Origin of the sequence: Atopobium sp. oral taxon 810 str. F0209 (assembly GCF_000466405.1) — a bacterium.
Classification (GTDB): Bacteria; Actinomycetota; Coriobacteriia; order Coriobacteriales; family Atopobiaceae; genus Olegusella.
The window spans coordinates 1-13,784 of record NZ_KE952953.1; the positions used below are offsets into that span (position 1 = coordinate 1).

The window sequence follows — 13,784 nt, forward strand, 5'->3', positions numbered from 1 at the left end:
AAGTACGCCATGCTCGGCGCACCAAAAAAGAACCCCGCAGCTCTTTGAACTGCGGGGTTCTAAAGGTCGCAAATACGAAGCCGAGACTTAGGCCTCGAGGAAATCGCGCGTGATAGAAGAGTCAATCTTGACGCCAGGGCCCATGGTGGAAGAAACCACAACGGACTTGACATAACGACCCTTTGCAGAAGAGGGCTTCACGCGCAGGAGCTCGGTGAGAAGAGCACCATAATTCTCTGCAAGCTTGGAAGCATCAAAGGAAACTTTACCCATAGCAACGTGGCAGATGCCATAACGGTCTGCACGATACTCAACACGACCAGCCTTGAGCTCGCCCACCATCTTTGCAACGTCCATAGTAACGGTGCCAAGCTTGGGGTTGGGCATCAGGCCACGGGGGCCAAGGATACGACCGAGACGGCCAACCTTACCCATCATGTTGGGGGTAGCGATAACAGCATCAAAATCGATGTTGCCCTTTTGAACCTCAGCAACAAGGTCATCAGCACCGACGATATCAGCGCCGGCCTCCTGAGCCTCACGGGCTTTCTCGCCCTCAGCAAAAACAGCAACGCGAACGGTCTTACCAGTGCCGTGAGGAAGACTGATGGAGCCACGAACGTTCTGGTCGGCCTTACGGGTGTCAACGCCCAGACGGATTGCAACGTCAACAGTCTCATCAAACTTTGCGACAGAAAGCTCTTTCACAAGCTCCATCGCCTGCATGGGGGTATACAACTTGCTCTGATCGAGCTTTGCTGCGGCCTCGTTGTACTTCTTTCCGTGCTTTGCCATTGTTCCTCCTTGTGGTCAACGGGCGGCGTGCCCTCCCACATCTACACTCGCTTTGCGGCGAATCCGCATGCGAGAAAACTACAAACTAACAAACAGAACTACTCAGCGATAGTGACACCCATGGAACGAGCGGTACCAGCGACAATCTTCTTTGCCGCCTCAATGTCATTTGCATTGAGGTCGGGCATCTTGATCTCAGCGATCTTGGTGACCTGCTCATCGGTGAGCTGACCAACCTTGTCGCGCTGAGGCACAGCCGATGCACTCTTGAGACCAAGCTCCTTCTTGATGAGGAAGGCTGCGGGAGGAGTCTTGAGAACAAACTCAAAGGTGCGATCCTCATAAACAGTGATCTCAACGGGGACAACGTCGCCCATCTTGTCCTTGGTCTGTGCATTAAATGCCTGGCAGAACTGCATAATGTTGACCTGAGCAGCACCCAGAGCAGGGCCTACGGGAGGTGCAGGGTTTGCCTGACCAGCAGGAATCTGGAGCTTAATAAAGTGTGTAACCTTCTTCTTGGGCATTGGATGCCTCCTGTATAAGTCTCGAACTTGCTATCTGCAAACGGGTACCGAGAAGCAATCCTCACCGATGTCGGACCCGCATTGAAGCCAAACTACTAATTAATCGAAGCAACCTGATCCATGGTGAGCTCGACGGGTGTCTCGCGACCAAAGATAGTAAGCATTACCTTGATCTTGCCAGACTCAGGCATAATCTCAGAAACTGTACCGTCAAAATCAGCCAAAGGACCAGAGACAACGTGGATGGATTGACCCACCTCAATGTCGGTGGTCGTAATCTTGGCGGGAGCAGAAGAATCGCTGCGAGGATTGACGCGGCGCATAATCTTGTCGTACTCGCTACGGCGCAAGGGTGTAGGCTTGCCGCCAATGCCAGCAAAACCCGTTACGCCAGGAGTATTGCGGACAACAGCCCACGTGTTGTCATCAATCTCCATACGCACAAGGACATAGCCAGGAAAGACCTTCTCGTCCTTGGTGATACGCTCGCCACCTTCCTTAAGCTTGGTAACCTCCTCCATAGGAATCTGGATATCAACAATCTGATCCCTCATGTTGTAGGTATCGATACGATGCTCAAGGTCAGTTTTGACTTTGTTTTCGTAGCCTGAATAGGTGTGAACGACATACCAACGCTTTGCCATGACTACCCCCTCAGACCTGTAAAGCCAACCAATATGGAGACAAAGCCCATATCAACAAGCCAGACGCAAATACCAAAGATAACTAATGCAACGATAACGCCGAGAGACCAATTGCGCAGCTCGTCCTTAGAAGGCCAAGTAACACGATGCATCTCAGACTTGACATCGGCAAAGTAGTTGCGAATACGACCAAAGAAACCGGTCTTTTTCGCTTTGGCGGGTTTTGCAGCCTTGGAAGACGAAGACTTGGCAAGATGCTGCTTTGCCTTGGGCTCCTCGGTGCTTGCCGCAGCCTGAGCCTCGGCAACCCTCTCACGCTCTGCGGCGCGGGCTTTACGGGCGCTTCTCTTGTTACGATCTTTGTTCGACATTCGCGAACCTCTTCCGGGCTCTCATGGGTAAAACTTCGTCTTTATCATGCAAACCGGCTAGCACCCAAGGGGTGATAGCCGGTGGTGTTTCTGGCAGGCCAGGAAGGACTCGAACCCTCGACATACGGTTTTGGAGACCGTCGCTCTACCAACTGAACTACTGGCCTATGTATGACCCTATTTTAGCGGGTCTCCCTGTGAAGGGTATGCTTGTGGCACCACGGGCAATACTTCTTCATCTCAAGACGATCAGGGTTGTTCGACTTGTTCTTCTTGGTGGTGTAGTTGCGACGCTTGCACTCGGTGCAGGCGAGAGTAACCAGTGTACGCATAACTCCTCCTATTACAAAGCCACAAACGTGACTCGTTAGTGACGCGGTTGAAAACATTAGCAGCTTATGCAGCATTTTGTCAAGAAATGATTACTCTGCTTGCATACATCACAGAATTATCAAAGCTTGGAAGTGTCCAAATGCCCTTGTAGGGGGCCACATGAGGTTTAAGCCGAACTCTTACACGGGAAATTTTGGGCCCTAGATAGATCTGCTTTCCTACAGATAGATCCGCTTCCCTAAGATCTGCTTCCTACGGATAGATCTGCTTTCCCACTCTGGCACAAAAAAACCCGGCACCACTGGGATGCCGGGTTGCGACTATCTACAAAAGTACTAGTCGATGATGGTGGAAACACGACCGTCGCCGACGGTGTGGCCGCCCTCGCGGATAGCGAACTTGAGGCCAGGCTCCATAGCGATGGGGTGAATCAGGTCAGCCTTGATGGTGACGTGGTCGCCAGGCATAGCCATCTCAACCTTGGTGCCGTTGGCGTCGGTGAGCTCCTGGATGTCGCCCGTGACGTCGGTGGTACGGAAGTAGAACTGAGGACGGTAGCCAGAGAAGAACGGCGTGTGACGGCCACCCTCGTCCTTGGTCAGAACGTAGATCTCACCGGTGAATGCGTGGTGAGGAGTAACGCTGCCGGGCTTGCAGAGGACCTGACCGCGCTCGATGTCCTCGCGCTTGACACCACGGAGCAGGATACCGACGTTGTCGCCAGCCTCGCAGAAGTCCATGGTCTTGCGGAACATCTCGATGCCAGTAGCAACAGACTTCTGGGTCTCCTTGATACCAACGATCTCAACAGGCTCGTTGAGCTTGAGCTCGCCGCGCTCGACACGACCGGTAGCAACGGTACCACGGCCGGAAATGGTCATGACGTCCTCAATAGCCATCAGGAAGGGCTTCTCGTTGTCACGAGCAGGCGTGGGGATGTAGGAATCGACTGCATCCATGAGCTCCCAGATGCACTTGTACTCAGGAGCATCGGGATCGGTGCTGGTGGACTCAAGAGCCTTGAGAGCAGAACCACGGACGATGGGCAGATCGTCTCCGGGGAAGTCATACTCGGAGAGGAGGTCACGTGTCTCCATCTCAACGAGCTCGATGAGCTCGTCGTCGTCAACCATGTCGCACTTGTTCAGGAAGACGATGATGTAAGGAACGCCGACCTGACGGGCGAGCAGGATGTGCTCACGAGTCTGAGCCATGGGGCCGTCGGTTGCTGCGATGACGAGGATTGCACCGTCCATCTGAGCAGCACCAGAAATCATGTTCTTGATGTAGTCAGCGTGGCCAGGGCAGTCAACGTGGGCATAGTGACGGCTCTCGGTCTGGTACTCAACGTGAGCAACAGAAATGGTGATACCACGCTCGCGCTCCTCGGGAGCCTTGTCGATCTGATCGAAGGCCTCAAACTTAGCCCAGCCCTTGAGGGAGAGGACCTTGGTGATGGCGGCCGTGGTGGTCGTCTTACCGTGGTCAACGTGACCGATGGTGCCGATGTTTACGTGTGGCTTACTACGATCGAACTTCTCCTTGGCCATTGCCATCCTCCTTCGGGAAACAGCCTTTTGGCCGCCCTTCTAAAACCTGACCTGCTTATGTCATGCGGCGGAAGAAACCACCGCTTGAACTCTGGTACCGGTGACTGGATTCGAACCAGTGACATCGCGGGTATGAGCCGCGTGCTCTAACCAGCTGAGCTACACCGGCATTTCGACGAAACCGCCGTCATGCTTGAAAACAGAAATGGAGCCCGCGACCGGATTTGAACCGGTGACCTCTTCGTTACCAACGAAGTGCTCTACCGACTGAGCTACACGGGCACATGGTGGGGATGTCTGGACTCGAACCAGAGAACCCATAGGGAGCGGATTTACAGTCCGCCGCAGTTGCCGCTGTGCCACATCCCCATTCCGTTTTCAATTGCTTCCGTGCTCGCACGAATGCATTAATCACGTTAGCGGAAGAAATACTACGGTTCAATGCTTTTCTTGTCAAACAAAAAATATCCATTCCACGGTACCGGGCGTTTCCATATGGGGCGATTGGAGTCAGGCTGGGGTTGCATTACGGATATATTAATAGAGGTAAGATTGCCTTTAAGCTGCAGTTTTATCTTCCAAAGCATTAGGCTTCTAGGTGCCGGTCCCCTATCTGGGTATTGAGATACTTCTTTCACAAGCAGTTCACAAAGCTTCTTTCTGCAGGCGCCCGCAATAACATCGAGGTCCCAAGCCCCCTGCGGCAGATGCAAAACGCCTCCAGCCCTCGTAAACGCTTCACACGCGTCACTGGATCCTCGTAGAGGATGGCAAAAGTACCCCAAAGCCCTGCTCAATTTTTTACTGCGGGTGCTTTATGAACCCTCTGCAAGCAAAAAGGTGTTTCTTGAACCCGTTGTCTTCCATTTAATACAGGCGGTTCAAAACCGTACCAAATGGCTCGAGAAATCCCAGATAAAAATTTCTGCAAGGGCGCATTGTGAACCCGATATGGGCTAAAAAGTGCTTCTTGAACCCGTTGTAGCCATTTTTCCACAGAGGGTTCAAGACCGTACCAAGTGCACAAGAAAAGGGCAGGTAAAAATTGGCACAAGGATGCTTATTGAACCCGATGTGAGTAAAAGGGCGCATATTGAACCCGATGTGGGAAAAGGTGTGGGCGAAAGGGTGCATTGTGAACCGCCTGTGGGGGAGCGCGGGTAAAAGGATGCACGCAGAAGGATACATTGGAAACCGCCTGCAGCTAAAGGCTGCTATCGTTCACAGCATGAAAAAAGGCCAGAGCCGAAACCCTGACCTTGTGTTTTCTGGAGCCAGCAGAGGGAGTCGAACCCCCAACCCACGGTTTACAAAACCGTTGCTCTGCCATTGAGCCATGCTGGCTTGCGTCGCACATTATGCCATAAGCCGCCCCAGTGCGTTGCTCGATATAACGAAGAGTCCATATTCCAAGAAAAACTACGCAAGACATTCAATCTGAGTTTGCTTTGCCAGCTCCATAGCCACGGCAAGCTCAAAATGCCCCGTCTCGGGCGTAAGGCAGTTCGCCGTAGCGCAGGCCATCGCAAATCGCAGCTGTTCGGATGGCACGTCCCCCCGTGCAATAGCAACATCAAACGCACCAATCATCGTATCACCAGAACCCACCGGGTTTACTAGCTCGATAGCAGGCGGAGTACCCTTAAACACGCCCTCATCAGAACACATCACTGCTCCGCGAGAACCCAACGACACTACAACCTCTTCTATTCCTCGTGCATGTAACTCGCGCGCAGCTGCAACCACCTCGTCAAGCGAGCAGGGCTTGTGACCCAAAATAGCTGCAATTTCATCGGTGTTTGGTTTAATCAAGAAGGGCTTCCCTTCAATACCGCGCACCAAATAGTTCCCTGAGGTATCCAAAACCGCGCGCGCACCCATTTTGCGCACAATACGCACTAGTACGGCATACACGTCATCCGCAACCCCAGCGGGAGCTGAACCCGAAAATGATATGACATTGCATTTTGCAGCAATTTCGCGAAGTTTCTCTTTTAAGCGTTCAAGCTCAGCAACATTTATAGAACGCCCAGGCTCGAGAAACTCGGTTGAACGCTTATTAGGCTCAAGAATATTAATACAGCAACGAGTCTCTGCCTCAACACGAACGAAGTCTTCTTCTACCCCATCTGCCGCAAGCAACTCACAAAGCAAGCGTCCGTTGTTACCCCCTACAAACCCTGTCGCAATAACTTTTTCGCCACATGTATGCACGGAGTGCGCAGCATTAAGCCCCTTTCCACCTGCAGTATCAATACACGTCGCAACACGCTGCACCTCTCCCACGCTTATAGGCGCCTCGAGGGTATACGCCTTATCAATTGAAGTATTAAGTGTGACCGCTGCGATCATTACAAGCTTCTCCTTACCGCATTGTGTCCATACACACTGCGCCATACGTGATGTCTATTGGCACCGCATGCATACAGCGTCCATACACATCGCGTACACACACAATCTCGCGCGTATATCACAAAACCTTATTTCCCATGGCGAACATTTTTTGAGATTTGATACCACCTGGGCTGCCATTAAGTACCAAAATTGCAAGCAATCTTCCAATAATGCCGATAAAACCTACACCGCTAATAAAAGACGATGTACATTATTCTCGTTAAACACATCATCTTGCAATGTGGTAGCTATAAAAAATACCAGTTTACCTGCATATTTACCGCGAACGGTCAAACATGACCGCTCACAGTAATGAGCTGGTTCTTTTTTTCAAAACCCAGATTGAAGTGAGAGTCCACTGGTTCTATTTTTGTTGCAGTGGAAATGTGGTACCTACCAGTTTTCACAGGTTTTTCTACATAACTGCCATATTACGGGCACAGATACTGTATCTGCTCTCCCCAGTTTGCACATAAGACGATGGCATAGGAACAAATGAAAGGTGACGTAATGGTCGGTTGCATCCTTACTGGACACGGCGAGTTCGCGAGTGGTCTTGGTAGCGCAGTTGAAATGGTTGCTGGCCCCCAGGACAACCTAACGGTTGTAACTTTCCGTGAATCTGAGGCAGGCGACTACACAGCTCGTATCGCTAGCACTATTAAAGATTCCGTCACAAATTATGGCAACACGGTAGTTTTTTGTGATCTCATGGGTGGCACGCCTTTCAACCAAGCAATGCTTGTCTCTCAAGAAGTCCCCGGCGTAGATGTAGTTACCGGCACAAATCTACCCATGCTGCTTGAGTGCCTTACATCCATTAGTAATGAAACCACAGCACCAGAGCTCGCTGCCCTCGCACTTGAGGTCGGTCAAGAAGGCATTGCAAATCCTGTACTTGGTGTTGGTGCTGCTGATGATACGTACGACACAGAAGAGGACGGCATCTAATGACTAGCAGCTTCTGGCAGCAGGTTCTTTCTTCATCCGTCGCTCTTCTTATCCTCTTTGCCATTATTACGCTGGTCTATGCCCTTGTGAGCTACAGCAAAGGTCGCAAGCAACGCAATTACTACAAAGAGCTTCACAGCAAACTCAAAGTGGGCCAGCAGGTTGTTTTTGCTGGTGGCTTGATTGGTGTTGTAACACGCGTAGGTAATGAAACCTGTGACATTCGTCTTAAGTCCAATGCAGAGGTCGAAGTTTCTCGCTTTTCTATTCAGCAGATTGACGGAGTGAAATAACTCCGCGTGGTCACACAGCTCATCAAAAGTCTGCAGTAGCAGACGGAAAGGGGCGCATAATGGCAGAGCCCAACATCGTATTGGTTCGTATTGATAATCGCCTTATTCATGGACAGGTCGCCACCCAGTGGACTGGCAGCGTTGGAGCAAATCTCCTCCTTGTTGCCAATGACGAAATTGCCACCAACAAGATGCGTCAAAATCTCATGAATATGGCAGCGCTCGCAGGTGTTGCTACGCGTTATTTCTCTATTCAAAAGACTATTGATGTCATCCATAAGGCTGCGCCTCGTCAACACATCTTTATCATCGTTGAAAATCCTCAGGATGCCCTACGCCTTGTCAAAGGCGGTGTCCCTATCAAAAAGCTCAACATTGGCAATATGCATATGTCCAGCGGCAAGCGACAGGTTGCAACCTCTATCGCGGTTGATGATGCGGATGTTGCTGCTTTTAAAGAACTTCAGGATGCGGGTGTTGAGCTCTGGATTCAGCGTGTCCCCAGCATTCCCGCTGAAAACACTGACAAGCTCTTTAAGTAAGCAAGTCTTACGAACAGCTTTTTGCACTTAGCCACACGTTGGCACTTGTGCACAACTTATTTTGGTCATTCTGCCTGACGAGGGCCCCGGCAGGCATTTGCTCCAATATGGCCACTAGCGGCAATGTCTTTGGTCCTATTCTCTTCCTCATCATCTTTAACTTGGTTCAGTTTGCTCTGCGCTTTGGTTTGATGAACTGGTCCTACAAGATGGGCATGTCTGCGCTTGATAGCCTCATGGCAAATATGCAGGCCTTCACCCGCGCGGCTTCCATCCTCGGTGTTTTTGTAGTTGGCTGCCTTACCGTCACCATGGGCGGCACTCAAATCAATGCTGTTATCCCCAATGGCACCACTCAAGCATATGTTGCGCACACCGCAACCGTTGCTAACGACGAGGTAGCAAACTTCGAGGTCATCAAGACCAACGATAGGGGTGTCACACTCTCTGGTATGAATGACAAGGATGGCAATCCCCTCTCTGGTACCGACGCAAACGGCAACCCCGCCACTGCAGGCGCTGTTGATCTTGGCAATGGCATGAGTGAAGTTACCTATATGGAGATGGTGGAATCCTCCGTCAACATTGACATTGCAAACATCCTTGACAGCATCTGCCCCAAGCTTGCTCCAATGGCAATCGTTATGCTGCTCTATTACTTGTTCTCCAAGAAGAACTTCACGCCTATGAAGGGTATCGTGCTCGTACTCATCATCGGCATCTTGGGCGCTGGTCCCTTTGGCCTCTGGCCAAGCATTTGGGGCTAGGCTTTCCTAGCACGTCCCCGCAGGACGCACGAGCATATCTTGTTCGTGCGTCCCCTTTTTTCTTGAACCCATGCCGAAATATTTTTGCTATTACTTGTACATAGCCCACCTGAAAGGAGGAGAAAGGTGACTATCGCCTCTCGCAAACAGCCTCTCTATGACCAATTAGTTGATATCCTCAAAGAGAAGATTGAAAACGATTTGGAACCTGGCGACCTTCTTCCTTCTGAACGTGAGCTTTCCCTACGTTACGGTTTATCTCGCACAACAGTGCGTCAAGCAATGGGTGAACTTGAGGCCTTAGGCTTGGTAACACGTGTGCACGGGCGTGGCACCTTTGTTGCCCATTCCGAAACTGAGGTAACCAATCTTTCTGCTACATACAGCTTCACCGACCAGATGCGTCGCGCTGGCCGTAATCCCCAAACCAAAATCTTGGAATTCAAGCTGGCAGAGGCGCCCAAGCAGGTTGCAGAAAAGCTTGGTCTCCGCCTAGGAGAGCACATCTACCAACTCCAGCGCCTAAGGTTGGCTGATGGTATCCCCATGATGCTGGAACGCACGTATCTGCCTGCAACACAGTTTATAGGCTTGAGCTACGATGAGGTCTCTACAAGGGCGTTGTACGAAGTAATGGAGCAAGAATACCACCAGACAATTCGCCTGGCCCAAGAGGACTTTAGTGCAAGCATTGCTCGTTCGGATGCAGCTATCTACCTAGACATCCCTGAAGGATCGGCAATTTTAAAGCTCGTACGAATCACTTTTAATGAGAAGAACGTACCCATTGAATTTACCCGTAGCGTTGCCCGTGCTGATCAATTCAAATACCGCATCACTCATTTCAGAGGCTAAGCAAAAATCGGGCTAAGCAAAATCGCTGTTGAGATTTCAAAGCTATGCAAATCCTGGCTTTGCTTGTCCTCTCTCTAATCCCTAAGACAGAAAAAATAGCCAGCTTTGCTGGACTAAAGGAAGCGTGATTACATGTACAAAAAATCGATTGATGAGCTCACCGCTCTCGGGGCTGACATCACGACTCAAGAAATTGTGCAACAGCCCGAACTTTGGGAAGACACGCTCTCCATTTATGACAACAACATTGAGACTATTGCTAAATTTGTTGCCAGAGCAAAGACTCTAGGTGGAGACCGTCACACCCATGTTATCTTTGCAGGCGCTGGAACTTCTGCTTATGCAGGCGATACCCTTGTCCCCTATCTACGCCGTCAGGGCGACAACGATAAATTCATCTTCCAGGCATTGGCAACCACTGATATTGTTTCTGCACCTCGCGATTTCCTGCGCCCTGAGGACCCTACGGTGCTTGTCTCGTTTGCTCGTAGTGGCAACAGCCCCGAAAGCCTAGCAGCAATTGAGCGTGCTGGCCAAGTTGTTGAGAATATCCTCTACCTCAATATCACCTGCGCACCCGATGGCAAACTTGCCGTACAGTTTGCAGAGCGTAGCGATGGTCTCACGCTGCTGATTCCTCGTGCTAACGATCGGGGTTTCGCCATGACTGGTAGCTACAGCTGCATGACTTTGCTTGCTGCCCTGATTTTTGACACCTCCTCTTATGAGGACAAGGCTGCTTGGATTGCACAGGCCGCCAAGATGGGTCGTGAGGTTATCGAGCGTGAAGATGAGATTTGCAGTTGGCTTGAGGGCGACTTTACTCGCATTACCTACCTAGGCTCTGGTGCGCTTGGTGCAATGACTCGTGAAGCCCAGCTCAAGATTTTGGAGCTAACCGCTGGAAAAATTGCAACCTCGTTTGATACTTCTATGGGCTATCGTCACGGACCCAAATCCTTTGTTAATGAAAAAACACTGGTCTTTGACTTTGTCAGCTCCGAACCTTACACCCGCCAGTATGATCTCGATATTCTCAACGAGATTGGTGGCGACGGCATCGCGCAACACACTGTTGCCATCCAGCAGCAAAGCAAACTACGCGGGCGAGTCTTTTGACTTCGAAGACGACCATCTCATGCCTGAGTTATATCTGGGACTGCCCTACATCTTGTTTGCACAGACCGTTGCACTCAACACCTCAATCAAGGTTGGCAATACTCCTGATACACCTTCCCCTACTGGCACTGTCAACCGTGTCGTGAAAGGCGTGAGCATTCATCCGTTTGAGTCCTAAGCAACTTGCTCTTATACCGTTTGCAGACCCGCGTTGCTTCGGCTCTCGCATCGGAGCCGCGGGTCTTTTACCCTAGTGTGGATGTAACTAATTCCCTAGTCTCTGGTGAGACAGAAATGAGGCGTTATGAGTACTTATGCCATTTACGCTGATAAGTTTGTGTTGGCAGGAAGGCTGGTGGGGCCTGGTTATTTGCCCGTGGTTGAAGGCAAATTTGGCAACTTTACTTACGAGAAGCCTGCGTGCGAAATTTTGGACAAGACGGGCAAGTGGATCGCTCCTGGTCTCGTGGACATCCATATCCATGGTTTTTATGGTCACGCAACAACTGATATAGATCCTGATGGTATCAACGAATCCAGTCTTGGCTTGGCAAAGTTTGGTACGACGGCTTGGTGCCCAACCACTTTTACCAACCCTGTAGAAACCATCGGTCGCGAGGTGGCCGCCATTGCCGAAGCCAATCACAAGCGAGACACCAACTTCTTGGGTGCACGCATTGCTGGCATCTTCCTCGAAGGGCCTTTCTTTACCATGAAGCACGTGGGTGCTCAAAATCCCGACTATCTTATTGATCCTAAATACGAGATTTTTGCCGATTGGCAAGAAAAAGCTGATGGTCTTATTGTCCGCAGCGGCCTCGCTCCTGAGCGTAAGGGCTCGGTTGAGTATATCTCCCGTCTGTCTGCCGAGAGTGTCGCTTGTGCCATTGGCCATTCTGACGCGACGCACGAACAATGTCTCCAAGCTGTTGATGCGGGTTGCACAACCTTCTTGCATACCTACAACGGAATGCGAGGTCTACACCACCGCGAGCCAGGCGTTGTAGGTGCGGCAATGACCACTCCAGATACTTTTGCCGAGGTCATTGGTGACGGTAAGCATGTGAACCCTGTCTCTATCAAGGTGCTGATTGAAACCAAGGGCTGGCAGCATACGCCTCTTATTACCGACTGCTTGGGTTGTGGAGGCCTACCAGAAGGCCACTATATGAGCGGTGGCCTACCCGTTGAAATGCGCGGCGGTGCCTGCTATCTCACTGAAGGCCATAATGCTGGTAGTTTGGCCGGTAGCGTGGCTCGTCTTATTGATGTAGTTAAAAACCTATATGACTGGAATTTGGTGACAGCTGAACAAGCTATTCGCATGGCATCCGAAGTCCCCGCTCGCGCAACACGCGTAGATCACAAGGTTGGCTTTATCATGCCTGGTCGCAATGCTGATTTCATCGCGCTTAATCCAGATATGACGCTTGATGCAACCTATATCGGTGGCGCACTTGTTCCTGTAGAGTAGACGATGCGTTAGCATGTGCGGTTTTCGGTAGCGCACGACCAATGATGTGAGGCACCCTCGTGTCCGCGGAATAATTCCCCCCATTCTGCGGTCGCGTGCCAAAAGCTCCAATGCTTCTGCATTGGAGCTTTTCTTTGTTACGCAGGGCTCAAGGCTCATGTTTTCTTTACAACGTAAGAGCTGCGCGAGTTGCTATGTAAGGACTACGCAAAACACTATGCACAAGGACTTCACCAAGCACTACGCGCAATAACTTCACCAAACACTACGCCTTATTGGTAGAGCCTAAGTTGTCCATATGACTCATGACAACTGCTTTGATGTTTTCCATACCAGGAGCTGCAGGTTTTTTGGGATCAAAGTTGGCTGGATTGGTAGCCATGTAATCCATAAAGCCTTTGGAGTAAGCTTGGCGAAGTTCGGTAGCATAGTTCACTTTGCAGATGCCGTTTTGAATGGCCTCGGCAACTTGATCGTCAGGTACGCCAGAAGTACCGTGCAAAACTAGGGGGATCTCCAAACGGCTGCGAATAGCCTTAAGCACGTCTTGCTCAATATGTGGGATGCCTTGATAAACGCCATGTGCCGTACCCACCCCTACCGCAAGGCTCGTGCAATGGGTACGCGCAACAAACTCCTCAGCCTCATCGGGATCGGTATAAGGATTCTCGCCCGCAACCATAGGGCCATCGTCTTCCTTGCCGCCGACTTTGCCAAGTTCTGCTTCAACAGGAAGCTGGATTGCTTGGGCAATCTTAGTAACAGAAGCAGTCAAAGCAATGTTGTCCTCAAAGGGAACGTGGCTGCCATCAATCATAACCGAGGTATAACCAGCGCGAATGGCTTGGGCACAGCGATCAAAGCCATCCCCATGATCAAGATGCAGCGCAACGGGAACACTTGCGGCCTCAGCAGCAGTGCGCGCCATAGCAACAAAGTAATCAAGGCTCGCATATTTCACAGAACCAGGCGTGGTCTGCATGATAACTGGCGAGCGCTTCTCCTCTGCCGCTGCTACAACCGCCATAACAAACTCGAGATTTTCGACATTAAACGCACCAACTGCATAATGACCAGATTGTGCCTCGAGCAACATTTGCTTGGTATCAACAAACATGGGGTACCTTTCTTTTTCGAAATGAGCTTGCTTTATACTTTCGATATCGCAA

14 protein-coding genes, 5 tRNA genes and 1 pseudogene are annotated in these 13,784 nt (G+C 50.8%); 7 read left to right on the forward strand and 13 right to left on the reverse strand.

Annotation, left to right across the window (positions count from 1 at the left end; translation table 11 throughout):
* Positions 1-87: 87 nt before the first annotated feature.
* The 12 genes from rplA to HMPREF9069_RS05960 all read right to left on the reverse strand — a co-directional run bounded on the left by rplA (position 88) and on the right by HMPREF9069_RS05960 (position 6,572).
* Positions 88-795, reverse strand: a complete 708-nt coding sequence (gene rplA, locus HMPREF9069_RS05900) for a 50S ribosomal protein L1 (RefSeq protein WP_021626272.1) — start codon at positions 793-795, stop codon at positions 88-90.
* Positions 796-893: 98 nt separating this feature from the next.
* Positions 894-1,322, reverse strand: coding sequence for a 50S ribosomal protein L11 (gene rplK, locus HMPREF9069_RS05905; RefSeq protein WP_021626273.1), 429 nt, complete (start codon positions 1,320-1,322; stop codon positions 894-896).
* 95 nt (positions 1,323-1,417) lie between these two features.
* On the reverse strand, positions 1,418-1,966 hold the full coding sequence (gene nusG, locus HMPREF9069_RS05910) for a transcription termination/antitermination protein NusG (RefSeq protein ID WP_021626274.1): 549 nt from the start codon (positions 1,964-1,966) through the stop codon (positions 1,418-1,420).
* A gap of 2 nt (positions 1,967-1,968) precedes the next feature.
* Positions 1,969-2,337: a preprotein translocase subunit SecE gene (gene secE, locus HMPREF9069_RS05915; RefSeq protein ID WP_021626275.1), complete on the reverse strand. Its 369-nt coding sequence runs from the start codon at positions 2,335-2,337 to the stop codon at positions 1,969-1,971.
* Between the two features lie 91 nt (positions 2,338-2,428).
* Positions 2,429-2,504, reverse strand: a tRNA-Trp gene (locus HMPREF9069_RS05920).
* Positions 2,505-2,519: 15 nt separating this feature from the next.
* Entirely contained in the window at positions 2,520-2,669 is a 150-nt protein-coding gene (rpmG, locus tag HMPREF9069_RS09040; protein WP_021734649.1) for a 50S ribosomal protein L33, read from the reverse strand.
* Between the two features lie 336 nt (positions 2,670-3,005).
* Positions 3,006-4,220, reverse strand: coding sequence for an elongation factor Tu (gene tuf, locus HMPREF9069_RS05930; RefSeq protein ID WP_021734590.1), 1,215 nt, complete (start codon positions 4,218-4,220; stop codon positions 3,006-3,008).
* 92 nt (positions 4,221-4,312) lie between these two features.
* Positions 4,313-4,389: transfer RNA gene (locus tag HMPREF9069_RS05935), tRNA-Met, on the reverse strand.
* 37 nt (positions 4,390-4,426) lie between these two features.
* Positions 4,427-4,502, reverse strand: a tRNA-Thr gene (locus HMPREF9069_RS05940).
* 3 nt (positions 4,503-4,505) lie between these two features.
* A tRNA-Tyr gene (locus tag HMPREF9069_RS05945) sits at positions 4,506-4,589 on the reverse strand.
* 900 nt (positions 4,590-5,489) lie between these two features.
* Positions 5,490-5,564 (reverse strand) — tRNA-Thr (locus HMPREF9069_RS05955).
* 75 nt (positions 5,565-5,639) lie between these two features.
* A complete protein-coding gene (locus HMPREF9069_RS05960; protein ID WP_035438659.1) occupies positions 5,640-6,572 on the reverse strand; it encodes a 1-phosphofructokinase family hexose kinase in 933 nt (310 codons plus the stop codon).
* A 552-nt stretch (positions 6,573-7,124) separates the two neighbouring features.
* Between HMPREF9069_RS05960 and HMPREF9069_RS05965 the strand changes: the two genes are divergently transcribed.
* The 7 genes and pseudogenes from HMPREF9069_RS05965 (at position 7,125) to nagA (ending at position 12,615) form a co-directional block, all read left to right on the forward strand.
* Positions 7,125-7,565, forward strand: a complete 441-nt coding sequence (locus HMPREF9069_RS05965; RefSeq protein WP_035438660.1) for a PTS sugar transporter subunit IIA — start codon at positions 7,125-7,127, stop codon at positions 7,563-7,565.
* Entirely contained in the window at positions 7,565-7,858 is a 294-nt protein-coding gene (gene yajC / locus HMPREF9069_RS05970) for a preprotein translocase subunit YajC (protein WP_021626283.1), read from the forward strand. Before HMPREF9069_RS05965 ends, yajC begins: the two co-directional genes overlap by 1 nt.
* 59 nt (positions 7,859-7,917) lie before the next feature.
* Entirely contained in the window at positions 7,918-8,400 is a 483-nt protein-coding gene (gene agaV / locus HMPREF9069_RS05975; RefSeq protein WP_021626284.1) for a PTS N-acetylgalactosamine transporter subunit IIB, read from the forward strand.
* Positions 8,401-8,447: 47 nt separating this feature from the next.
* Positions 8,448-9,167 (forward strand): PTS system mannose/fructose/sorbose family transporter subunit IID, encoded by a 720-nt coding sequence (locus tag HMPREF9069_RS05980; protein WP_286127402.1) that lies wholly within the window; start codon positions 8,448-8,450, stop codon positions 9,165-9,167.
* A gap of 126 nt (positions 9,168-9,293) precedes the next feature.
* Complete coding sequence (locus HMPREF9069_RS05985; RefSeq protein ID WP_021626286.1) at positions 9,294-10,022, forward strand: GntR family transcriptional regulator; 729 nt, start codon at positions 9,294-9,296, stop codon at positions 10,020-10,022.
* Positions 10,023-10,154: 132 nt separating this feature from the next.
* A pseudogene (locus tag HMPREF9069_RS05990) lies at positions 10,155-11,319 on the forward strand (AgaS family sugar isomerase).
* A 126-nt stretch (positions 11,320-11,445) separates the two neighbouring features.
* On the forward strand, positions 11,446-12,615 hold the full coding sequence (gene nagA / locus HMPREF9069_RS05995; protein ID WP_021626289.1) for an N-acetylglucosamine-6-phosphate deacetylase: 1,170 nt from the start codon (positions 11,446-11,448) through the stop codon (positions 12,613-12,615).
* 265 nt (positions 12,616-12,880) lie between these two features.
* On the opposite strand, the gene HMPREF9069_RS06000 is transcribed toward nagA, so the two are convergent.
* The gene (locus tag HMPREF9069_RS06000) at positions 12,881-13,732 is read right to left on the reverse strand and encodes a class II fructose-bisphosphate aldolase (protein WP_021626291.1); all 852 of its coding nucleotides are present in this window, start codon (positions 13,730-13,732) and stop codon (positions 12,881-12,883) included.
* Positions 13,733-13,784 lie beyond the last annotated feature (52 nt).

Bases quoted from the DNA above. Each gene is read 5' to 3' on its own strand.
- tuf (WP_021734590.1), bottom strand. From the start codon at position 4,220: ATGGCCAAGGAGAAGTTCGATCGTAGTAAGCCACACGTAAACATCGGC.
- rplK (WP_021626273.1), bottom strand. From the start codon at position 1,322: ATGCCCAAGAAGAAGGTTACACACTTTATTAAGCTCCAGATTCCTGCT.
- agaV (WP_021626284.1), top strand. From the start codon at position 7,918: ATGGCAGAGCCCAACATCGTATTGGTTCGTATTGATAATCGCCTTATT.
- HMPREF9069_RS06000 (WP_021626291.1), bottom strand. From the start codon at position 13,732: ATGTTTGTTGATACCAAGCAAATGTTGCTCGAGGCACAATCTGGTCAT.
- rpmG (WP_021734649.1), bottom strand. From the start codon at position 2,669: ATGCGTACACTGGTTACTCTCGCCTGCACCGAGTGCAAGCGTCGCAAC.
- HMPREF9069_RS05965 (WP_035438660.1), top strand. From the start codon at position 7,125: ATGGTCGGTTGCATCCTTACTGGACACGGCGAGTTCGCGAGTGGTCTT.
- HMPREF9069_RS05960 (WP_035438659.1), bottom strand. From the start codon at position 6,572: ATGATCGCAGCGGTCACACTTAATACTTCAATTGATAAGGCGTATACC.
- nusG (WP_021626274.1), bottom strand. From the start codon at position 1,966: ATGGCAAAGCGTTGGTATGTCGTTCACACCTATTCAGGCTACGAAAAC.
- nagA (WP_021626289.1), top strand. From the start codon at position 11,446: ATGAGTACTTATGCCATTTACGCTGATAAGTTTGTGTTGGCAGGAAGG.
- secE (WP_021626275.1), bottom strand. From the start codon at position 2,337: ATGTCGAACAAAGATCGTAACAAGAGAAGCGCCCGTAAAGCCCGCGCC.
- rplA (WP_021626272.1), bottom strand. From the start codon at position 795: ATGGCAAAGCACGGAAAGAAGTACAACGAGGCCGCAGCAAAGCTCGAT.
- yajC (WP_021626283.1), top strand. From the start codon at position 7,565: ATGACTAGCAGCTTCTGGCAGCAGGTTCTTTCTTCATCCGTCGCTCTT.